Genomic DNA, 20,636 nt, shown 5'->3' with positions numbered 1-20,636 from the left:
CGAACGGTGGCCCGCCGAGCCCGCGCCTTCGCCGCGCAGCCCGGCCGGGCCGTGGGGCCGTCGGCGCGAGCACCGCCGGCAGCCACCGGTGTGATGGGGGACGTGCCCTCAGGCGGGGACGAAGACGTCTTCGTGGGCCCCGTCGAGGATGAACCCGTTGTCGAAGCGGACCCGCACGCTCACGCGCGGCCCCCGTTCCTGGAAGGCGGTCCACGCGGGTTCCAGGGAGCCAACCTTCTCTTCGAGCTGTCTCCTGCTCTCCGCGGGCATCTCGCCCCCGAAGGCGTCGAGCAGCGACTTGAGCCGCTCGTACTCGCGCACGTCCTCGCTCTCGTCCTGGTGGCCGACCACCTCCTCGACGGTCCCGCCGGTGCCCGCCGCCAGGGACAGGAATCCGACGACGACCCCCGACACCTCGGCCGAATCGGTCAGCCGGGTGTCCGCTGCCAGCACCACCCGCTGGCCTGCCTTCAGAGTCATCTGCTCCCCATCTCCCCTGCGTCGGCTACGTCTGCTACGTCCGCGCGGTGCAGGAACGCCTCCACGAGGCGGTCGGTGAAAGCCTGGTCGACGGGTTCCGCCGTCACCAGGACGCGGTGGTAGACCGGTCCCACGAGTTGGTCGATCTCCGCCGCCATGTCGAGTCCGGCGGCGAGCTGGCCGCGTTCCACCGCGCGTTCCAGCGGGAGCCGGTCGCGTCGGCGCTGTTCGTCGAGGTAGCCGGATCGCAGGGCGGCGGCGAACGCGGGATCGTGCTGGGCGTGCCCGATCAGGGCCTTGAAGACGGCGCCCGCGTCGGACCGGGTCAGGAACAGGGCCAGTTGGCGCAGGTGGGCGCGCAGGTCCGGGGCCAGATCGCCGTGGTCCGGCGGGGTCAGGGCCTCGGCCGCGTCCTGGAGGAAGGCGTCCAGGAGGATGTCGGTCTTGGTCTTCCACCAGCGGTAGACGGTCTGCTTGGCGACGCCCGCCCGGGCGGCGATGCCCTCGATGGTGACGCCGGTGAAGCCCTTCTCGACCACGAGGCCGTCGGCCGCCTCAAGGACTGCCTGCCGGGCCTGTTCGCTGCGGCCGTGCCTGTTGCCGTGGTGGCGTGCCGCCGGCTGTGGCCCGGCCGCCCCGGCGGCCGTACTTCCTCGTTCCATGTCTGCCTCCCGGGGCCAGAGTAGGCCAGAATCTCTAGACGTTACGCAACGGTGCGTCTAGTCTAGGTTCATGACACTCACCAACACCCTCGAAGACCCCCGCGTCGCCTCCGCCCTCGACCGGATGTTCCGGCATGCCGAGCAGGACGAGGAGACCAGCAGGCGGGCCCGGGCGGCGCGGCCCCGGGGCTCCGCGCCCCTCGGCCCGCAGGAGCAGGCAGACGCCAACGCGGAGGTGTACATGCCGATTTCCGCGCAGGGCGGCCGCCTCCTCTACAACCTGATCCGGGCCACCCGCCCCGCCACCACCGTCGAGTTCGGCACGTCCTTCGGCATCTCCACGCTCCATCTCGCCGCCGCGGTCCGCGACAACGGGACGGGGCGGGTCATCAGTACGGAACTGAGCGCCGCCAAGGCCGCGGCCGCCCGCCGGACGTTCGCCGAGACGGGCCTTGACGACCTGATCACCGTCCTCGAAGGAGATGCCCGCGACACCCTCGCCGCAGTCGACGGCTCCGCGGACTTCGTCCTCCTCGACGGCTGGAAGGACCTGTGCCTGCCCGTCCTGCGACTCCTCGAACCACGCCTCGCGCCCGGCACCCTCGTCGTCGCCGACGACGTCGACCTGGAGGACCTCGCGCCCTACCTCGACTACGTCCGTGACCCCCGGAACGGCTACCAGAGCGTCACGTTCCCCGTGGAGGACGGAATGGAGATCAGCTGCCGCCTCTAGAGCTGCGTGCTGCGTGACGTGCCGTCCCGTCCGCTCACACTGATCCCGACACCGACACCGACACCGCCCCCGACCGCCGGGCAGGCCGGGGCGGCCCGGGGTCGGCACAGGTGTCACCCCCTATGGTCAACGCCCGCGCGGCATCGGCCACTTCGGTATGCGACAGCCGCTCGTCCACCGGGTGGCTCACACGGCGCCGTCCAGGACCTGGCGCAGGCGGTGCGCGAACTCGTCCGGCTTTCCCGGGTATCCGAACTCTCCGTCGAGGAACCCGCCGTGATGGCTCGGGAAGACGGTCGCCTGCTGGCCGAGCAGCTCGGCGGTCGCGACGGAGGTGCGTCCGGTCTGCACGTGCCGGGACTCCTCGCCAACGGCGATCACCGTGCGGGTCTGCGCAGCGGCGATCGCCTCGGCGTCCGGCCGGTAGCTGCTGATGGCCCATGAGCGGTCGGACAGCAGCGGATCGCCACGCGCGCCGTCGTCCTCCGCGGGCATCCCGAATGCGGCGGGATCGGCCTCGGGTTGGGCGAAGTACGCGTCGGTGAACTCTCCCTCCCACGAGGTCATGGCCACGAACGCGGCCATCCCGGCTCCCCATCCGCGCTCTTCGTACGCCTGGCGGACGCCGGCCCGCGCCCGCACGGCCGCCGGGCCGTCCGGCGTGAGGGTGATCAGTGGCGGCTCGTGCGCGACCAGGGTGGTGACGTCCGCGGGAAATTCCGCCACGACGGCAAGCGCGGTGACCGCTCCGCCGCTGCTGGCGAACATCTCCACCGGCCCGGCGTCCAGCGCTGCGATGACGGCGTGCACGTCGTCGGCCTGGGTCTGCGGCGTGTGGTCCACCCGCCCGTCCCTGCGGGTGCTGCGGCCGAGCCCGCGCGGGTCGTAGGTGATCACGGTCCGCTCGGGGAAGCGCGCGGCGAGGGCGGCGAAGCCGGTGGCGTCCATGGGCTGCCCGATCATGAACAACGGGGGGCGCCCGTCTGCGGGCGGCAGCGGCCCGCGAACGTCGTAGACGAGGTCGGCGCCGTCTGTCTTGAGTGTGTGGGTCTCCATACCCGTGCAGACCTGTCCGGACCCTGGAAGTCATCGGCGCGGCGGGCGCGGCTTCGCGCAGGGGTGGGGGCGGGCTGCGCCGGATGTCGCTCCGTCAGCGTTCTGCTCCCGCACGAGGGGTGGGAGTGGGATACGGGGGCTGGTTCACTTTCGCGCGGTGCTGCGCGCCCGGGAGAGCCAGGCGCGGTAGCTGCGCAGCGCCCGCCGCTGCCTGCGTTGCTCGCAGATCAGGGCGATCGCCGGGTGTGTGCCGGGCCGGGGGCTGTGGCCGCGGGCGATGCGGCGCATCTGGTGGCGGACCCTGGCCATGCCGGCCGCAGAGGCGAGGGCTTTGTCGGACCACGTCACCGGCTCCATCCGGCGGTCGGCCTCGCGGCGGTTTTCCCAGCGGTCGGGCAGGTCGGGGGTGACGGCGAGGGCGGTGCCCATGCCGATGACCGCGACGCCGCTGTCGAGGACCAGTTCGGCGGTGGCGCGGTGGCTGATGCCGCCGGTCAGCATCAGCGGGAGCGGGCTGGTCGTGACCAGGTCCCTGGCCAGGTCGAGGAAGTAGGCCTCGCGGGCCCGGGTGCGGCCGTCGGCGGGGCGGCCGGTCATGGCCGGGCTTTCGTAGCTGCCGCCGGAGAGTTCGACCAGGTCGACGCCGAGCGGCGCGAGCATTTCGATGACCTGCCGTGCGTCGTCGGCGTCGAAGCCGCCGCGCTGGAAGTCGGCGGAGTTGAGCTTCACCGCGACCGCGAAGGCCGAGGAGACGGCGGCGCGGACGGCGCGCACGATGTCCAGCAGCATCCGGGCCCGGTTCTCCAGCGATCCGCCCCACTGGTCGGTGCGCTTGTTGACCAGCGGGGACAGGAACTGGGACAGCAGGTAGCCGTGCGCGGCGTGGATCTCCACTCCGTCGAATCCCGCTGCCTCGGCGCGGTGGGCCGTGACGGCGTAGCGGGTCACGGTCTCCTCGATCTGCTGCGGGGTCATGGCGCTCGGGCGGCCGAAGCGGCTGCTGTGCCTGCCCAGGGAGAGTCCGACGTCCGAGGGGCCCCACACGACGCCGGGCATGTCGGAGGCGACCTGGCGGCCGGGGTGGTTGATCTGCATCCAGATCGCGCCGCCGCCGGACTTGCCGGCCTCGGCCCACCGGGTGAAGGGCTCCAGCGGCGCGTCCGCGTCGAGGACGACGCCGGCGGGCCCGGTCAGCGCTTCGGCGTGCACCATGACGTTGCCGGTGATCAGCAGTCCGGTGCCGCCGGCGGCCCAGCGCCGGTAGAGCGTCAGCAGCTGCTGGTCGGGAAGCTGGCCGTGACCGGCCATGTTCTCTTCCATGGCCGCTTTGGCGATCCGGTTGCGCAGGACCTGCCCCGAGCGCAGGGCCAGTGGCGAGAACAGCTCGCTGGTCATCGCGTTTCTCTCTTCCATGTCGAGCACGTATTCCATGCCGAGCACTTACGATGTATGCACCACTCACATTAGAGCAGGATGTGAGCACTGCAAACATGAGGGAGCGTGACCTGTGTCACCAGCCGATGCGTATCACCACGGCGATCTGCGCGCGGCCTGCCTGCGTGCCGCGCGCGAGCTGCTGGAGGAGGACGGCAGCGCGGGGCTCTCGCTGCGCGCGGTCGCCCGCCGGGCCGGCGTGTCGGCGACAGCCCCCTACCGCCACTACGCGGACCGCGACGCGCTCGTCTCCGCGGTCGCCGCGGAGGGCTACCGCGAGCTCGCCGAGAACCTGGCCGCGGTCCACCCCTCCCCCTCGACGCCCGAGGATCTGGCCGGGGTCGCCGTTGCCTACGTGCAGTTCGCGCTCGAGCACCCCGCGCTGTTCCGGGCGATGTTCGCCGAGCCCTGCGACCCCACCAGCGAGGAGCGGGTCGCCGCGACCGCCGTCATCTCGCACTACGTCCAGGGCATCGTCCGCAACGCGTTCCCCGGCGCGGAGAGTGCGGACGCGCTGTCGACCACGGTGTGGGCCCTCGTCCACGGCCTGGCGTTCTTGCACCTGGACGGCAAGCTCGACACCTCCGCCCCCGAGGTGGTCGAGGGCCAGGTCCGCGCCGCCGTGCAGGCACTGTTCACCGTTGCCCCGGCGATGCCACAGGCCGCCCGCCCCAGCTGACCGGACGCCGGGTCCCGTCAGCGCCGGCGGAGCTTTCCGGCGCCGGTCGCCCACGAAGGCAGCGGGCAGCGCCGGTGAGTGGGCACGACGGTGCTGCCGGCCATCGCCCGGCGCGGCCGACGCACCCGTGCCGCCCGTTTGATCCGCCCGCAGGCGGCCGTCTCATTTCCCGTCGGCGCGGTGACCACTATGCGGACAAGCGGACGATTGAATTCCGGCCGGTGCATACGATCCGTCGGTAGATCCCTGCACTACCCCGGAAGGCGCTTGTGAGCTCCCCCTCCCCCCTGCCCGCCGACACGTCTGCGGTGGCGGCGGGCGACACGGTACTGATCCGCTCCGCGGCCGACATCTCCGATCTGGTCAACTCGGGTACGGCACGCGGCCGTCACGCCAAAATGATCGTGATCATCGCGCTCGGCGGCATCTTTCTCGACGCCTACGACCTCAGTTCCCTCGCTTACGGGCTGCCCGACATCACGGAGCAATTCGGTCTCAGCTCCGCCATGGCCGGCACGGTCACCGCCTCGATCAGTGTCGGCTCGCTCGTGGGCGCTCTCGTCGGCGGCTGGCTGGTGGACCGGATCGGCCGCTACCGGGTCTTCATGGCCAACATGCTCTTCTTCGTCGTCACCGCGCTGGTGTGCGCGCTGGCACAGGACGTGTGGACGCTGATCGTCGCGCGCTTCGTGATGGGCATCGGCGTCGGCATGGACATCCCGGTCGCGATCGCCTTCCTCGCCGAGTTCTCCCGGCTGCGCGGCAAGGGCAGCAAGGGCTCACGCACGGCTGCCTGGTCGCCCGCCTGGTACACCGCGACCAGCGGCTGCTACCTGGTGATCATGCTGCTGTACTTCCTCCTGCCCGACGCCCAGTTGGGCTGGCTGTGGCGCTTCACCGTCGGCTTCGGCGCGATACCCGCGCTGCTGGTCCTGCTGCTGCGCCGGCGCTACATGAACGAGTCCCCGACCTGGGCCGCCGACCAGGGCGATCTCGAGGGCGCGGCCAGGATCCTGCGGCAGTCCTACGGCGTGGACGCGCGCGTCGCCGACGACGTTCCCGCGCAGACGCCCCGGCCGCCCAGGCCCGGACTCGCCTCCTACGCACGGCTCTTCGCCCCTCCCTACCGCACCCGCACCATCCAGTCGGTGACGGTCGGCCTGGCGGAGACCTTCGGCTACAACGCCGTCGCGTTCGGTCTTCCGATCATCATCGCCACGCTGATGACCCAGGGTCCGCTGACCACCATCGCGTCCTCGTTCGCGCTGAACCTGCTCTTCGCCCTGACCGGCGGACTGCTCGGCATCCGCTGGGCATCGACCCGCGGCGCCTGGCCGATGATGACGCTGGGCTTCGCGATCCAGTTCGTCGCCATCACCGTGCTGGGACTCATCGGGGACCCGTCCGGGACGGCCGTCGTGACGGCGGGCATCCTCATGCTCGGCGCCTTCATGTTCGCCCAGGGCTTCGGCCCCGGCGCACACATCATGAGCTACGCCTCGCTGGGCTTTCCCACCTCGATGCGCGGCGTCAGCATCGGCTTCAACCAGGCGGTGCTGCGCCTGGGTTCGACGCTGACGCTGTTCTTCTTCCCCGTCCTCAGCAGCGGCCTGGGCACCCACGTCTACTGGGTCATCCTCGCCGCCCCCGCCCTCGGCCTGATCGCCCTGCTGGCCAAGCGCTGGGAACCGATCGGCTTCGACGCGGACGCGGAGGAACGGGCCCGGCTCACAGCGGCGTCAGCGAGCTGAATTCCCCCGCCCCCGGCCCGGCTTGGTTCCCCTGACCACCGAGGACAGGGAGCACCGAAGTGTGGCCCGAACTGCCCGGCGGCACCATGGAGCGGTCCCGCCGCAGGAGCCGGCCGGGAATGGGCCGGCCGCCGGAAAGGGACCGCCCCGGACAGCGGCCGATCAGGGAGGGCATCGCGGCATGGGCGTCGGCAAGAGGCATGCGCAGGGGGCGCCGGATAGGCGCCGGCGGATGCCGCTGGCGCTCGCCGTCGGCTGCTACGTGCTCGCCGCGATCGCCGGGATGTACCTCATCGCCGGGGGCTTCGGCCCGGGCCTCCAGGTGCCCTTGTGGATCGTGCACGCAGTACTGCTCGTCGTGCTGATCCGCAGGCTGGGTGCCACGGGTGAGTCCAGTACGTACGCGGCGCTGTTCATCGTGGGTGCCTCGGTGATGTCGGTGGGTGTGGCGGGGATGGCCCGTGAGGACCTCACGCTGCAGCAGCGGGGCGACGAGGTCCGGGCGACGGTGACGAAGGAACGACGGGACCCGGCCCGGGGACGCAAGAACCGCGACTACCACTACACGCTGCGCCACCAGGACGGCACCCGCGTACCCGGCCCCGAACTGAGGACGGCATCCGGCCTCTACGACATCGGCCAGACCCTCACGGTCATCCAGGATCCCGAGGGCGAGCTCGCCCCTCGCACGCCGGGCCAGGCCGACGCCACCGGCGAACTCCTCGGAGCGTCCGCGTTCGCCCTGGCCGCGCTCGGCTCCGTCGCCTGGATGTCCTGGCGGGGCCCGGCGACGGCGAAGCGCACACGTCCCGGCGACCTCACCGCAGAGCGCGCCCGGGAGCAGCAACTCCGCAAGGTCCTGACAACCTGCCCCGCCGACCACCACGGCTACATCGAGGTGGATCCCGGTAACTACCCCGGCTTCTCGCATCACCGGGCCGCCCGCATCGCCCGGGAAGCCGGCCTGCGTGCGGAAGCTTCCGGCAATCACGGCATGTGGCGCTTCGGGGAGACGGTCGTCGAGGAAGTACCGCTCGACTGATCTGCCGACCGGGCGGGATCACGGTGCGGTCGAACGCGAGGAAGTCGGTTCAGGTGCAGAAGCGGCAGGTAGGCGCACCGCTACCAGCGGCAGGAAGTAGCCGACGAGGGGTCCCATGCACAGGGCGATCAGCACGGTTCCGGCCCCGACGGTTCCTCCGAGCAGCCAGCCGCCCGCGGCAACGGTGACTTCGATGCCGGTGCGCACCAGTGCGACGGGCAGGCGGGTGAGCCGGACGAGTCCGGTCATGATGCCGTCGCGTGGTCCCGATCCGAACTGCGCCCCGAGGTAGAGCGCGTCAAAGAATGCCAGGGCGACAAGGCCGAGGAGGAGGTAGCCGAGCTGGGCGAGGGGTCCCTGCGGGTCGGGGAGCACCATCGCGGTGGCGTCGGCGGCGAAGCCGACGGTCGCGACGTTGAGGAGCGTGCCGAGCCCGGGCAGTTCCCGCAGGGGGATCCAGGCGATGAGCACCAGCAGCGCGATCAGGTTGGTCGCCCAGCCGAACGAGATGCCGAGCGCGTTGGCGGTGCCTTCGGTGAGGACGTTCCAGCTGGCCGCGCCGAGTCCGGACTGGACGAGCAGCATGACGGCGGCCCCGTATCCCACCAGGCCGAGCAGGAGTTGGGGGATCCGGCGTGCCTTGCGGCCTGCCCGGGCCTGGGCCAGTGCGTTCATGCGCGGAAGCACGAAAGGGGCGCGGCGAGCCGGATCCGAGGTGGGGGTGGTGGGAGCGGGAGAGGTCATGCGGCGAGTCTCCGGGCGGTCTGGACCCGGATTCCATAGCCAGATTGCCTATGCTGGTCGGGTGAAGATCAGCTCGCACGCGGTCGCGCGGATGGTGGGAACGTGGCAGGAGGGGCCCGGGCCCGCGCACCAGTGCCTCTCCGACCGGTTGCGCCTGCTGGTCCTGGACGGACGCCTCTCCCTGGGTGCGGTGCTGCCGAGCGAGCGTGATCTGGCGTCCGCGCTCGGCACCAGCAGAACCACCGTCGGCTCCGCCTTTCGCACGCTGGTCGAGCACGGATACCTGGCCACACAGGCGCGGACCAGAGCGACCGTACGGCTGCCTGATGACACGGCACCCCGGCAGCCGCTCGCCACGGACGCCGGGACCATCGACCTGTCCTTCGCCGCGCCGGCCGCGCCCGTGGAGATCCTCCATGCCGCGTTCGCGACCGCTCTCGAACAGCTGCCACGGCATTTCGAGCGGCACGGCTACGATCGGTATGGCATCGCGGAGCTGCGCGAAGCAGTGGCCCGCTGGTATCAGCGGCGAGGGCTGCCCACCCGGCCCGACCACATCCTGATCACCAACGGCGCACAGCACGCGCTGGCCCTGCTGACCCGCATCCTCGTATCGCCGCGCGACAGAGTGCTCATCGATCATCCGACGTACCCCCACGCGATCACGACGTTCGTCCAGGCGCGCGCCCGGCTTCTGCCCGTCGCCGTGACGCCTGCCGGTTGGGACATCGAACAGCTCCAAGCAGCGGGGCGCGATGCGCAGTTGGCCTATCTGATCCCTGACTTCCACAACCCGACCGGGATGTGCATGGCCACGAGCGTGCGCGAACGGCTGCGGTTGGGGTGTCCGACGGTCGTCGACGAGACCATGGCCGATCTGGCTCTGGGCGTGGCCGAGCCCGCACCCCTGGCCCTGCACATGCCGGCAGCCATCAGCATCGGCTCGGTGTCCAAGAGTGTCTGGGGCGGTCTGCGCACCGGCTGGATCCGCGCGCTTCCCTCGCTCCTGGAGCGGGTCGAGAGGGCCCGTCCCACGACAGACCTGGGCACGCCCGTCGTCGAACAGCTCGCCACAGCCGTCCTCCTGAACGAGCACCAGACCCGCCGGCCGGACGCCCTGCGGAACCTCGCGGATCAACGTGACGCCCTGCGCCATGCGCTCGCCGAGCATCTGCCGGATGTCCATGCCCCGCAGCCGGCCGGCGGTCTGACGCTGTGGGTCACCTTCCCCCGGCCCGTCAGCTCCCGGCTGGCAGCGGTGGCGCCTGACCACGGAGTGACCATCGCGGCCGGCCCACGGTTCGGGGTCGGGGGCGCGTTCGAACGCAATATCCGCCTGCCCTATACGCTCCCGCCGGGCCAACTGGCCCCGGCTGTCAACAGACTTGCCCGGGCAGCACAAGCACTCGCCCGGGGCGCCACCGGAACCCACACTCCCCCGCCCCTCGCATGAGCGCCGGCCATTCTCCGGGGCGCGTTCTGGTCGCGACGTTCTGGTCGCACAGCAACCTGTTTGACGCCTTGCGCCGCGCAACGGCAAGCGGGCGGCCGCCTACGGGTCATCTCCCCCGGCCCTCGCGATGAGCCGCTCCCCCAGCTCGCTGCGTGCGTACAGCACGCTCCGTCCCGCCCGCGCCCGGGACACCAGGCCCGCGGCCGACAGCACGGCAAGGTGCTGCGATACCGCGCTCGGCGTGACGCCCAGGGACCGGGCCAGGGACGTGGTGGCGGCCGGGGTGTCGAGAGCTGCCAGCACGGCGGCCTTGCGGCGTCCCATCAGGGCGGCCAGTGCTCCGGGGGCCGGCGCGGCGGCGGTTTCCCACAAGGTGGCGACACCGCGCGCCGGGTAGTCCACACGCGGGACCGCACCGATCGGAGCTGTCGCCTTGCGGCCGAACAGGGTGGGGCACAGGGTCAGACCGCTCGCCGCGTGCACCCGCCTGCTGGTGCCCATGGGGTGCAGCCGCAGTACACCGGATTCCCATGTCACGTTGGGGTGCAGGCTCGCGAAGAGCGCCGTTGCCCCGCCGTCGGCGAGCAGCTGTGCCCGGTAGAGGATGTCCGCCTCCAGAACGCCGCGCATGCGCGGCCAGTGGGGTTCCAGGGCTGCGTGCCAGTAGGCCTCAAGCGCGTCGGCGATACGGTCCCGCAGCGCGGCGGGCTCATCGCGGAGCACCGCCGGCATCTGCTGGTCGCGGAAGGCGGCCGCGATGTCCTGGCGCACCGTGGCCGGATCGGTGGCGCGGATGGCCCGCAGTTCCTCGGTCATGTCCGGCACGCGGGACAGCGGGCGCGGTGTGATGAAGTCCGGCAGCCAGCGGCGCTCGCTGACCAGGGCGAGCAGCACCTCGCTGTCCAGCTGGGCCAGTTCGGACCGCACCAGGCGCAACCAGCGCAGGTGCAGCGGAAAGTCACCGGGATCGCGCAGCGCCCACAGGCTGTGGCTGGTCTCCTGGAGCGGGGAGATGGCGAAGCGCACCTGCGCCAGGTCGTCCACGTTGAGATGGATCTCGATCATCGCCCGCCCCGTCGATTTAGGTGAGAGCTAATTTTCTACTGCCACGCGGGCGCTGACGCTTGAGTTGCAGCGTGATCCTTCCTCCTCGGGGCCCCTTGCGGGTCTATACGACGCTGACCTTCTTCGACTCGCTCGTGCCGGGCATCATGCTCGCGGGCGGAGTGCTGTTCTTCACTGAAGTCGCCCGGCTGCAAGCGGTCGAGGTCGGCATCGGCCTCTCGGTCGCCGCGCTGGTCGGGCTCGCCGCGGCGCTGCCCATGGGCCGGCTCGGCGACCGGCTCGGCCAGCGCAGACTGCTGATCGGCATCAACCTGCTGCGCGCCGTCGTCCTGGGCGCCTACCAACTCGTGGACTCATTCTCCGCGTTCCTGGTGGTGGCGAGCCTCGCCGGACTCGCCGAGAGCGGCGTCGCACCGGTACGCCAGGCCTACCTCGGCACGATCACCGTGCCGGCCAACCGCGTGGCGACCCTCGCCTACAACCGCGTCGTGCACAACATCGGGGCGACGCTGAGCACCCCGGCCCTCGGTGTGGCGCTGGCCGTCGACCGGCCCATCGCCTTTCGTCTGCTGGTCGGGGCGGGTGCGCTGAGCGTGCTCGTCGTCGCCCTGGTCGCGGTGCACCTGCCGGAAACCCGCACCGGCGCCGCGACCGCGCCGGGTCGGCGCACCCAGGCGTCCACCGGTGTCCTGCGCGACCGGCGCTACCTGGGTCCGGCACTCCTCAACGGTGTCCTCGTCCTGCACGCGGAGCTGCTGGAGATCGGCGTGCCCCTGTGGGTCGCCAACCACACGCAGGCGCCCGCCTGGACGACCTCGGTGCTGCTGTTCGTGAACGTGCTGGTGGCCATCGCCTTCCAGATGCGCGTGGGGCGCTCGGTCGGTGATGTGCGCAGTGCGGCCCGGGCGCTGCGCCACGGCGGCTACTCGCTCATGGCGGCAGCCGCAGTGTTCGCGCTCACCGGCTCGCTGCCCCCGCTCGTGTGCGCCCTCGTCCTGGTCGCAGCCGTGGTGCTGCTGACCCTCACCGAACTGTGGCAGTCCGCCGGTTCCTGGGGTCTTTCCTACGATCTCGCGGACGCGCGGCGCCTCGGGGAGTACCAGGGCGCCTGGAACACCGGCACCCAACTCGCGCGCTCCGGCGGCCCCTTGCTCATCACCCTCGCCCTCTCCACGGCGCAGGGCACCGGCTGGCTCGTCATCGGCGGGCTGTACCTGCTGGCGTCCTTCCTTGCGGCTCCCCTGGCACACCGCGCCGACCGCCGAACATGCCCCGCCGCCCAGCCCCACGGCCAGGAGCTTGCCGTGCCGCCGGCGGTTCGGCCGGCCCACTTGCCATCGCACCCGTAGCCCGATCCCCGGATGGTTGCCGACGGGCCCCGCCGGCAACCCGGTTCATGCGTGGTGGATCATTCGTCGTAGTCGAAGGCGAGGAGCCGCTCGCCCACCTGACGGCTGAAGAAGTGCTGCACGATCACGTCGCGGTGGCGCAGTCCGCGCCGTGTCAGGCGCAGCCGCCCTTCGGCCGATTCCAGAAGTCCCATCTGGCGCAGGGTCGTCAGCTGCGGGCCGAAGTGGTCCTCGGGCGGTGCGCCGAAGGTCTGGCGGTACCACTGCGGGTCGAGGTCGGTCAGGCCGAGCACCAGGGCCTTGCGGCGGCGTTCGCCGTCGTCCATCAGGAAGCCGTCCGTGCGGCTGTGGCTGCGCAGCGGCACGGCCTCGAGATAGTCGCGCAGCACCCGCATCCGGTGCCGGACGCTGTAGCCGTTGCGGTAGTCGCATTCCCACAGATAGCCACGTGCTCCGGCGCCCAGGCCCACCAGCGGCTGCAGCCCCCAGTGGTTGGCCTTCTGCCGGTAGCCGCCCGACTCGCCGCGCGCCCAGCGCACATGGGTCTGCTGGCGGTAGCCTGCGGCCCGCAGCTGTTCGTCCACGTAGTCATACTTGGCGTACTGGTCGGCGCCGTCGATTGAGCGGTAGCCGCGGGAGTCGAACCCGGTGCGCGGGCGCAAGGTCAGCGCGTAGGCGCAGACGGTCTGCGGGGCGTCGCGGAGCACGGTGTCGACGCTGCGCCGCCAGGAGTCGTGGTCCTGGCCGGGCAGGCCGTAGATGAGGTCCACGCAGACGTTGTCGAAGCCAACTTCCAGGACCTCGGCGAGCGCGCGCAGGGGGGTGGCCGCGGTGTAGGCGCGGCCGATGCCCGCCAGTTCGGCGTCGGCCAGGGACTGGAATCCGAGGTTGACCCGGTTGATGCCCAGCTGGTGGAACTCCCGGACCTTCTGCGGCGTGACGGTGCTGGGGCTGACCTCGATCGCGACCTCGGGGATGGCGGTGATGTCCGCGCCCAGTTCGTGCTCGACGGCCTCGAGCACGCGGGCAAGCTGTGCGGGAGACAGCAGCGAGGGGGTGCCGCCGCCGAGGTAGAGGGTGTCCAGAGTGCGGCCGGCCAGGAGCGGGGCGTAGGCCCGCAACTCCCGCAGGAGCGTGGAGACATACGCGTCGATCAAGTCCTCGTCGCGGGAGGCGACGGCGAAGAGATTACAGAAGCCGCAGATCTGCTCGCAGAAGGGGAAGTGAAGGTAGAGATTGATCGGTCCGTCGACGAAGTCCGTCAGTGAGCGCTTGACCGCGCCGGTGAGGTCCTCTGCGGCGACCGGGCCGTAGGTCTGGCGCGGCGGGTACATGTAGGCGTAGTCGGCGCGGACATGGCTGTCGAGTTGTCTCTCCAGTCTGCGCGCAAGGTGTGCGGGGTCGCCGTCGACGGGCGCAAGGAGTCGCATGCGGTGTCAGCTCTCCGCTCGGGCGGCGTCGTTGCGGTCCCGCTCGCAAGTGATCAGCAATTCACGGACGTTGGGCGAAAGTTCCGACCAGTGTTCCCGCGCCTCGTCCAGGCTCATGAACCGCACGGCGTCGAAAGCCTTTTCGACGGGTGCCGGGGAGCCCCCCACCAGCCGCACCGCATACCACGCGTACCGGAAAGGCCTTCCGTCCTCGGTGAAGGTGCAGTCGCCCAATCGGTTCTGGACGGCAACCGTGACGCCGAGTTCTTCCCGGAGTTCGCGGATCACCGCCTGCTCGGGGGTCTCGTTCTTTTCAAGCTTGCCTCCCGGGAGTTCCCATCGGGGGCGCGGGGTGGTGCGATGGAGGAGGAGGATCCTGAAGGAAGAATCCTGGAGAACTCCACCGACTACGGGAAGTGCGTTCACGGCCGTCAGACTACACAGCCGGGGCTCACGGGGGGAGAGCGGGCGATGCCGACTCTGAAAGTCATGGCCCTGGCCTGTAGGGACGACCTGAGGCCATTGCTTGACGCCGGATTGATCGGTCAGGCGAGCGACGGTCAGGCGTTCGCCGTGGAAAGGACCTGGCTCAAGAATGAGCACAACAAGAAGTGCAAACCACTACTGACTGTTTCGTATGACACGCAGGCCTTCCTCTTCGAGGACGGTTCGTTCTACGCCGAGGGAACCAAGGACGGGCGGGACGAATTCGAGAGATTCGCCGGCACGGCAGAGGCGGGGGATTTGTGCCATGCCGTCATGCTGTTCGTCGGACCGCATGCGGCGAAGAGCGGCGTTTTCACCGCGATCGACCGCGTGCGCGAACGCTGCCCCGGAATAGCGTTCATGGTGTTCATGCTGACGAAGGACAGCTGGGACGTCTTCAACTACATCTCGGGCAAGGGCAATCCGCACTACGCCATCCCGCAGCACACCCGGAAACCCACGGCGTGGGAGGGGCAGTGGACCGACGGCTTCTTCTGGTGCGCCGAGGCACTCAAGGGGATCAAGGAATCTCTGGTAGAGGGACCGACCCTGGGGGTTGGGTGTCTGCTGGTGGCGTGCGAGGAGGGAACCTTCTTCCTCTCCAAGAGAGAGTGGAAGAACGGTGAACAAAAATACGGAACGTTCGGCGGGCCGCTGCATTCGGACGCGAACGTCACGAAGGTCATCCTCCAGCACGGGAAGGAACGCTTCCACCTGGACGACCCATCCGTCTTCACCCCCGGACCGCTGCTCGCCTGCACGAACATGCGACGCAACGAGAAGAATCACTACGTGGACATGACGTTCCTCTTCACCGTGCAAAAGGAGTCACGGCTGAGGGAGGGCGATTACGGCTGGTACGACGTCGCACAGATGGAAGAGTTCTGGCGGGAGGGCAAACTCTATCTTCCGGTGGCCAACGCCTTTCTCCGCTATTGCGCCCTGGAAGCCTACGGAAGATTGGGAAGCGCGCTGTTACTGCCTGCGGCCATTTCCTGGATCCAGCCGCATTTCACGCGCAGCGTGGCGCTGCCCACCGACAAGCTGCTGGATATCGCCAAGCTGCTCGGCCCCCAGACGAACGGGGAAGGCAGCAGGGAAGGCGTCGGGGGCTGCCCCGAGCTGTGGCCGCTCTTCTTCGAGACGCCGTGATCCCCGCCCTGCTGCTGGTGGGGCCGCCCGCCGCGGGCAAGAGCACCGTCGCCGCCCGTCTCGGCGGCCTGCTCACCGGCCGTGCCGTGCGACTCCTGCAACTGGACACCGTGCACCGGGAGTTGTGCCCTCCGGAGGTGGCGGGGCAGGGCTACCACTACGAGCAGGGCATGCTCATCCTCGACGACCGGCCGCGGCTGGTCGCCGAAGCGCTGGCGGCCTTCGACGGCGCGCTGGCCGCGAGCGCCGGCGCCGACAACGGCGCCGTCGCGCTGGTGGAGTTCTCCTCCTCCGACTATCGCGCCACCTTGTCCGCGCTGCCCTCGCTGCGCCGCTTCACCACGTACGCGCTGCACGTCACCGCGCCGCAGGCGACGCTGTTGCGGCGCAACGCGCTGCGCCCCGAAGCCATCCGGGTGCCGGAGGTGTTCTTGCGGGCCGCCGCCCGGGCGGATGCCTCGGAGGTGGTCGCCTGCGTCGGCCCGGACCGCTTCGCCGAGGTGGCCAACACCGCACGGATGGCCCCCGATCAGCTCGACCCGCTGCTGGAGCGCTGCCTGGTCCGTTGGGGACTGCGCTGACCCGCTGCCCGGCGCGCCGGGCACTCACCCGGCGATGATGCGGCGCCTGGCCGCCAAAACAGCCGCCCCGAACAGGAAGATGCTCGTCAGCAGGCACACCAGCCAGACCCCGGTGTCCCAGATTCCGGGCAACGCGTCGGGGCGGAAAGCGGCGACCCGGGCCGTGCCCGCCAGCGCCGCGAAGTACAGGCGTACCACCATGACCAGGGTGCCGCGCAGCGAGTCGTCGGCCAGCATGCCGATCGCGCGCAGCAGCAGCGCGCCGCAGATACAGATGACCAGTTGGGCGACGAGGGGCGCCAGCACGCTCTGCCCGTAGTGGATGGGGCGCAGGATCTCCAGGACGATCCGGTCGGCGCTCCGGCGGGGCAGAGCCTTGCGCCGGTAGTCCAGTTCGGCCCGGCGTGCGGTCATCCGGATCTGTGCGTGGTCGTGGCCGTCGTCCACCTGACGCAGCAGGGCTCCCCAGTACAGGGCCAGATCGCGGTCCTCGCCGGGCCGGTCCATCGCCCGTGCGCGTTTGATGCCGTCGGCGGCGTTGCGGCCGGCCCAGAAGGACACATGGGCCGCCTTCTTCAGCGCGGCCAGGGAGTGCGGGCGCAGCTCGAAGGCGTTGACGGCGGAGAGTTCGCCGTCCTCGACCGACTCCACCCCGGCGATGACCAGGCCCTGGTCCGGGTCTCCGTCCACCCGGCAGCCGCCCTCTACCGTCAGGGCGTTCACCGTGCCGACGGCCCGCACGATCCGCCCCTGCTGCCCCACGGACAGCCGCAGGCCGTCCTTGAAGAGCGGGGCGTCCAGCACGCCGCCCTCGACCCGCAGTTGTCCGGGGCCGGCGAAGGCGACTCCGCCCCGGGGTGTGAGCGCGTCACCCGCGGTGCCGTCCAGGAGCAGGCGGGTGCCGGCGCCGAGTGACACCTGCTGCACCCCGACGAGCGCGCCGGCGCGCAGGGTGGCGTGCGGGTGGTCCTGGACGGGGGTCAGGGTGAGCGGCGTGCCGTGGACCTCGTCGGCGGTCAGCTCCCGGGCCGGCGCGAGGTCTCCTTCGCTGAAGGTCACCTTGGTGGCATGCAGGGGTACGTCCAAAGCCGCCCGGCCGGTGATCTCCAGGGCGGCGAGGGGCGCCTCGCAGGCTTGCAGGGCTGCGAGCCTGCTGCCGGGGCCCAGCCTCAGGGTGCCCGGCCAGTGCTGCAGTTCCGCCTCAAGGCCCACCAGCGTCAGGTGCGTGTCCCGCTGCGCGGCGGATTTGGACAGGACGATGGACTGCCGGTGGGCGGCGGTTGCCGTGCTGCCGCCCGGTGTGCGCTCCAGGCACACCTCCGCGAGCGGCTCGGGAATGTAGAGCTTGCGCACCCCGGGCCCCACCAGCACGTGCACCGGGCCGCCGGGCCCTGCTGCGGGCCGCAGGTCATAGGCGGGCTGCGGCCCGTACTGACTGGGCGTCACCACCGCCGGGCCGGATACCACTTCACAGTCCATGCCGCTGTCCCCCCTCGGCCGCTGCTGCCCGCCATCCCTCGTAGCGGGGAAACCACCATTCGTTGGCGGCGAAGTGCAGAAGGTTCACCACCACGATCGCCGGCGCGACGATCGCCACCGTTTCGGGCAGGGCCGGCTCCAGCATCAGCGCGAGGATGATCGCGGTGATGCCGTTCTGCTGTCCGCAGGCCAGCAGAACGCGATCGACATGTGCCAGGCGCCGCGCGACGATCCACCCCACCACGCCTTGCGCGGCGAAGGCCGCCGCACCCAGCACCAGCCCGCGCCACAGATCGACGCCCGCCACCAGCAGCAGTCCCAGACACAGCGCGGCCGCCACGAACGCGCCCCGCACGGCCCGCTGCAGCCAGGCGCCCAGCCGCGGACGGTAGAAGAGGCCGAGGGCGGCCAGCCCCAGCAGCAGCGAGTAGCGCACGGCGGCTGCCAGGAACGCCAGCAGGAGCACGACCTCGAGGACGTGAAGGACCATGCTCCGGCGACGCGGTGGCGGCTGCGCCGTGCGCCGGCGTGCCGCGCGCAGGGCGCGGTGCACCACCACCGCGACCGCCACCAGGACCGCGTTGGCGGCCAGTTCCAGGGCGTAGGTGCCGGTGCGCAGCGGGGAGGCGACCTGCTCCGCGAAGGCGAACCCGGCGACGTAGGCCGCAAGGAGCACGCTCACCGGGTCGTCGAAGGAGGCCCAGATCACCAGGACCGCCCGGCCCCGCGGCGAGAGGCGGGAGCGCTCGAGCAGCGCGGAGACGGCCAGCGGGTCGATCTGCGCCATGACGACGGCCAGCAGCAGATACGCCGGGTCTTCCACGACGCCCCACAGGGCGCCTGCGATCAGCGCGGCCTTGAGCACCACCCCGGCGGTGACCGCGGTCAGGACGGTCGGCAGGTCCTCGCGTATGTCCTTCCATGCCACGCCGTAGGTGCTGCCGTACAGGCCGATGGCCAGCAGCAGGGTCGCAAACAGCAAGAAGCCCTCGGAGCCGCTGATGTCGGCAAGCCCGCGCCAGCGGGCCACCAGCCAGCCCAGACCCATCAGCGCCGGGGCGAACAGCAGGCCCTTGAGAGCCGGTGAGAGCCGCGCGGAACCCTGCCGCAGCGGTGCCCGCTCGCCCACGTCAGTGCGACGCGCCGGGTTCGCCGGAGTGGGAGCGGATGTCCGCCAGGAGCCGGGCCATGCGCTGGTCGGCCTGGCTGACCCGGTTCTGGTCGAGGGTGACACCCAGCAGATAGGTGCCCCCGCCGACCGCGTAGTAGTAGACCGCGCCTTCCTCGACGTCCAGCACGGTGCGCGACAGCCGGCTGCCGGTCACCGGCACCAGGGTGTGGTCCAGGCGCCCGGTGATGAAGTGCAGCCGGTGGCCGATGTGTTCGTAGTGCTCGCGCCGCTTGTCGCGGGTGACCCACGCGAAGTAGGGGTTGAGATTGTCGTGGTCCAGTACGTCGACCGCGAAGTGGTGGTCCCCCGCGCGGAAGTACGCCACGTAGTGCAGGTCATGGACGTCGACCGCGGCCGCGCACAGCCTCAGCAGATCCTGCTGGCCGCGCGTGAGCGGCTGCGGCACATGGGTGTGCCGTCCGGCCGACCGCTCCGGCGGCCCGCCCGCATCCGCCGCCCGCCTTCGCTCCTCTTCCTCCTGCTGCCGCTCGCGCTCCAGTTCCTCCTGATGGGAGGCCGTGTAGAGGAAGCCGCCGGTGTCCAGAGCGGGCCGGTGCAGGCTGGCCTGGATGGCGTTGGCCAGGCCGGCCATCGTCAGGTCGGCCCGGTGGACGGCGTCAGAGCCCAGGGCCACCCCCACCAGGCACTCCCCCGGCCGGATGAAGTAGTGGTAGAGCGCCCCGTCGCGCAGGTCCCACACCGTGCGGATGAGCCGGCCGCTCTCCACCGGGGTGAGCGATTCATCCAGCCGGTTGACCAGGTAGTTGAGCTGGCGGCCCATGCGTGCGTAGAAGGTGCGGCGCAGGTGCCTGTTGTCCTCCGGCGGGAAGTAGCCGTCCAGGCCGGGGTCGTCCAGCAGATCGGCGGAGAAGTTGAAGACGCCTTTGACGTAGTGCGCCACGTACGGCAGGCAGCCGGGCCCCTGTGGTCCGACGGCACGGCAGCACAGGTTGATCACCGTTTGGCTCTCGGCGGGGCGCACATGGGGTGCGATCTGCATGTTCGGTTCCTGGACGGTGTGCGAAAGCTGCTCCGTCGGCGGCACGATGGCTCCTTCGTCGTCGGGGGTCACGCGGGGCCCGGGAAGATCTCGGGAGCGAATACGCCGAGCGCGGTGAGGATGGCGGTGCAGAAGGGGCCGTCGGCGGGCGGCAGTTCCCCCCGCCCCGCGGCCGCGGCGGCTTCCTTGTCGTAGGGCAGTTCGGCCACCACCGGCATCGGCGATGGCGCGCCGGAGGTGCCCGAAGGCTCGGGGCCGTGGAGTTGGGTCTTGTTGAGCACGCAGCCCAGTACCCGCTCCGCCAACCGGGCCTCGCTCAGTGCTCGCTCCAGGTCCTCCAGCGCGCCGGCTGCCACCTCGTGCGGCTCGGCCACGACGGCGATGTGCTGGACGCCGGAACAGACAGCGAGCGTCTCGGGGCCCCAGCCCGCCCGGCAGTCGACGACCAGCAGGCCGGCCAGCTCCGCGAGCCGGTCGACGGCGCAGGCCAGGGTGGCCGGCAGGTCGATGGGCGGATCGGCGGCCAGCCGCGCGGGATCGCCCAGGCCCAGCAGGAAGGCGCTGGGCTCCGCTCCGCGGCCCGGCCACAGCGGTTGCAGGAGTCCTTCGATCGACCGGTAGACCAGCTCCACCTGCCCATCCAGTGCGAAGTCGGCGAGGTCGCGGTGGTGGGTCGCGGTGCGGTGGGGGGCCAGCAGCCGGGTCAGGCCGGCGCTCGTGGCGTCGCCGTCCATCAGGAAGATCTCGTGACCGGTGTCGCGGAGCGCGGTGTTGGTGAGCATCGCCGCGCTCGCCGCGATCAGCGTCTTGCCGCTGCCCGGCCCGCTGGAGATCAGGGCGACCGAGCGCGGCTGCCCCGGGATGTGGTCCTCGTATGTCACAGATGGCC

20 protein-coding genes are annotated in these 20,636 nt (G+C 70.9%); 8 read left to right on the top strand and 12 right to left on the bottom strand.

Annotated elements, in window-relative coordinates; genetic code table 11:
- Positions 1–108: 108 nt before the first annotated feature.
- Together ACWFR3_RS00290 and ACWFR3_RS00285 are read right to left on the bottom strand one after the other, a co-directional pair.
- Positions 109–480, bottom strand: a complete 372-nt coding sequence (locus ACWFR3_RS00290; protein ID WP_453732235.1) for a hypothetical protein — start codon at positions 478–480, stop codon at positions 109–111.
- Entirely contained in the window at positions 477–1,142 is a 666-nt protein-coding gene (locus tag ACWFR3_RS00285) for a TetR/AcrR family transcriptional regulator (RefSeq protein WP_453732234.1), read from the bottom strand. Before ACWFR3_RS00285 ends, ACWFR3_RS00290 begins: the two co-directional genes overlap by 4 nt.
- Before the next feature lie 70 nt (positions 1,143–1,212).
- Between ACWFR3_RS00285 and ACWFR3_RS00280 the strand changes: the two genes are divergently transcribed.
- On the top strand, positions 1,213–1,875 hold the full coding sequence (locus tag ACWFR3_RS00280) for an O-methyltransferase (RefSeq protein WP_453732233.1): 663 nt from the start codon (positions 1,213–1,215) through the stop codon (positions 1,873–1,875).
- Positions 1,876–2,061: 186 nt separating this feature from the next.
- Here ACWFR3_RS00280 and ACWFR3_RS00275 read toward each other — a convergent pair whose 3' ends face one another.
- Together ACWFR3_RS00275 and ACWFR3_RS00270 are read right to left on the bottom strand one after the other, a co-directional pair.
- Entirely contained in the window at positions 2,062–2,931 is an 870-nt protein-coding gene (locus ACWFR3_RS00275; protein WP_453732232.1) for an alpha/beta fold hydrolase, read from the bottom strand.
- Positions 2,932–3,075: 144 nt separating this feature from the next.
- Entirely contained in the window at positions 3,076–4,326 is a 1,251-nt protein-coding gene (locus ACWFR3_RS00270) for an NADH:flavin oxidoreductase/NADH oxidase family protein (RefSeq protein ID WP_453732521.1), read from the bottom strand.
- 112 nt (positions 4,327–4,438) lie between these two features.
- Between ACWFR3_RS00270 and ACWFR3_RS00265 the strand changes: the two genes are divergently transcribed.
- The 3 genes from ACWFR3_RS00265 (at position 4,439) to ACWFR3_RS00255 (ending at position 7,837) form a co-directional block, all read left to right on the top strand.
- The gene (locus ACWFR3_RS00265) at positions 4,439–5,044 is read left to right on the top strand and encodes a TetR/AcrR family transcriptional regulator (RefSeq protein WP_453732231.1); all 606 of its coding nucleotides are present in this window, start codon (positions 4,439–4,441) and stop codon (positions 5,042–5,044) included.
- Between the two features lie 269 nt (positions 5,045–5,313).
- Positions 5,314–6,795: an MFS transporter gene (locus ACWFR3_RS00260; protein WP_453732230.1), complete on the top strand. Its 1,482-nt coding sequence runs from the start codon at positions 5,314–5,316 to the stop codon at positions 6,793–6,795.
- Positions 6,796–6,976: 181 nt separating this feature from the next.
- On the top strand, positions 6,977–7,837 hold the full coding sequence (locus ACWFR3_RS00255) for a hypothetical protein (RefSeq protein ID WP_453732229.1): 861 nt from the start codon (positions 6,977–6,979) through the stop codon (positions 7,835–7,837).
- 18 nt (positions 7,838–7,855) lie between these two features.
- Here the strand turns inward: ACWFR3_RS00255 and yczE are convergent, their stop codons facing one another.
- The gene (gene yczE / locus ACWFR3_RS00250) at positions 7,856–8,581 is read right to left on the bottom strand and encodes a membrane protein YczE (RefSeq protein ID WP_453732228.1); all 726 of its coding nucleotides are present in this window, start codon (positions 8,579–8,581) and stop codon (positions 7,856–7,858) included.
- Between the two features lie 61 nt (positions 8,582–8,642).
- On the opposite strand from yczE, the gene yczR reads away from it, so the two are divergent.
- Positions 8,643–10,034: a MocR-like transcription factor YczR gene (yczR, locus tag ACWFR3_RS00245; RefSeq protein WP_453732227.1), complete on the top strand. Its 1,392-nt coding sequence runs from the start codon at positions 8,643–8,645 to the stop codon at positions 10,032–10,034.
- 99 nt (positions 10,035–10,133) lie between these two features.
- On the opposite strand, the gene ACWFR3_RS00240 is transcribed toward yczR, so the two are convergent.
- On the bottom strand, positions 10,134–11,099 hold the full coding sequence (locus ACWFR3_RS00240) for a DUF5937 family protein (RefSeq protein ID WP_453732226.1): 966 nt from the start codon (positions 11,097–11,099) through the stop codon (positions 10,134–10,136).
- A gap of 71 nt (positions 11,100–11,170) precedes the next feature.
- On the opposite strand from ACWFR3_RS00240, the gene ACWFR3_RS00235 reads away from it, so the two are divergent.
- Positions 11,171–12,448 carry an MFS transporter gene (locus ACWFR3_RS00235; RefSeq protein ID WP_453732225.1) on the top strand — a complete coding sequence of 426 codons (1,278 nt, stop codon included), beginning with the start codon at positions 11,171–11,173 and terminating at the stop codon, positions 12,446–12,448.
- A 59-nt stretch (positions 12,449–12,507) separates the two neighbouring features.
- Here the strand turns inward: ACWFR3_RS00235 and ACWFR3_RS00230 are convergent, their stop codons facing one another.
- Together ACWFR3_RS00230 and ACWFR3_RS00225 are read right to left on the bottom strand one after the other, a co-directional pair.
- A complete protein-coding gene (locus ACWFR3_RS00230) occupies positions 12,508–13,878 on the bottom strand; it encodes a coproporphyrinogen-III oxidase family protein (protein ID WP_453732224.1) in 1,371 nt (456 codons plus the stop codon).
- A gap of 6 nt (positions 13,879–13,884) precedes the next feature.
- Positions 13,885–14,304 carry an NUDIX hydrolase gene (locus ACWFR3_RS00225; protein ID WP_453732223.1) on the bottom strand — a complete coding sequence of 140 codons (420 nt, stop codon included), beginning with the start codon at positions 14,302–14,304 and terminating at the stop codon, positions 13,885–13,887.
- A 45-nt stretch (positions 14,305–14,349) separates the two neighbouring features.
- Between ACWFR3_RS00225 and ACWFR3_RS00220 the strand changes: the two genes are divergently transcribed.
- Positions 14,350–15,516, top strand: coding sequence for a hypothetical protein (locus tag ACWFR3_RS00220; RefSeq protein ID WP_453732222.1), 1,167 nt, complete (start codon positions 14,350–14,352; stop codon positions 15,514–15,516).
- Complete coding sequence (locus ACWFR3_RS00215) at positions 15,513–16,097, top strand: AAA family ATPase (protein ID WP_453732221.1); 585 nt, start codon at positions 15,513–15,515, stop codon at positions 16,095–16,097. Before ACWFR3_RS00220 ends, ACWFR3_RS00215 begins: the two co-directional genes overlap by 4 nt.
- Before the next feature lie 24 nt (positions 16,098–16,121).
- Here the strand turns inward: ACWFR3_RS00215 and ACWFR3_RS00210 are convergent, their stop codons facing one another.
- The 4 genes from ACWFR3_RS00210 to ACWFR3_RS00195 are packed head-to-tail and all read right to left on the bottom strand — an operon-like array spanning position 16,122 to position 20,628.
- The gene (locus tag ACWFR3_RS00210; protein ID WP_453732220.1) at positions 16,122–17,576 is read right to left on the bottom strand and encodes a hypothetical protein; all 1,455 of its coding nucleotides are present in this window, start codon (positions 17,574–17,576) and stop codon (positions 16,122–16,124) included.
- Positions 17,566–18,705 (bottom strand): hypothetical protein, encoded by a 1,140-nt coding sequence (locus tag ACWFR3_RS00205; protein WP_453732219.1) that lies wholly within the window; start codon positions 18,703–18,705, stop codon positions 17,566–17,568. The genes ACWFR3_RS00210 and ACWFR3_RS00205 overlap by 11 nt, the downstream gene beginning before the upstream one ends.
- Position 18,706: 1 nt before the next feature.
- Positions 18,707–19,792 (bottom strand): hypothetical protein, encoded by a 1,086-nt coding sequence (locus tag ACWFR3_RS00200; RefSeq protein ID WP_453732218.1) that lies wholly within the window; start codon positions 19,790–19,792, stop codon positions 18,707–18,709.
- Positions 19,793–19,815: 23 nt separating this feature from the next.
- Positions 19,816–20,628 (bottom strand): hypothetical protein, encoded by an 813-nt coding sequence (locus ACWFR3_RS00195; RefSeq protein ID WP_453732217.1) that lies wholly within the window; start codon positions 20,626–20,628, stop codon positions 19,816–19,818.
- Positions 20,629–20,636: the final 8 nt, after the last annotated feature.

The sequence above is a fragment of the Streptomyces sp. NPDC055189 genome, from assembly GCF_053606765.1.
Note: the sequence above shows the minus strand (reverse complement) of the source record. Positions and strands in the feature narration are given on the sequence as shown.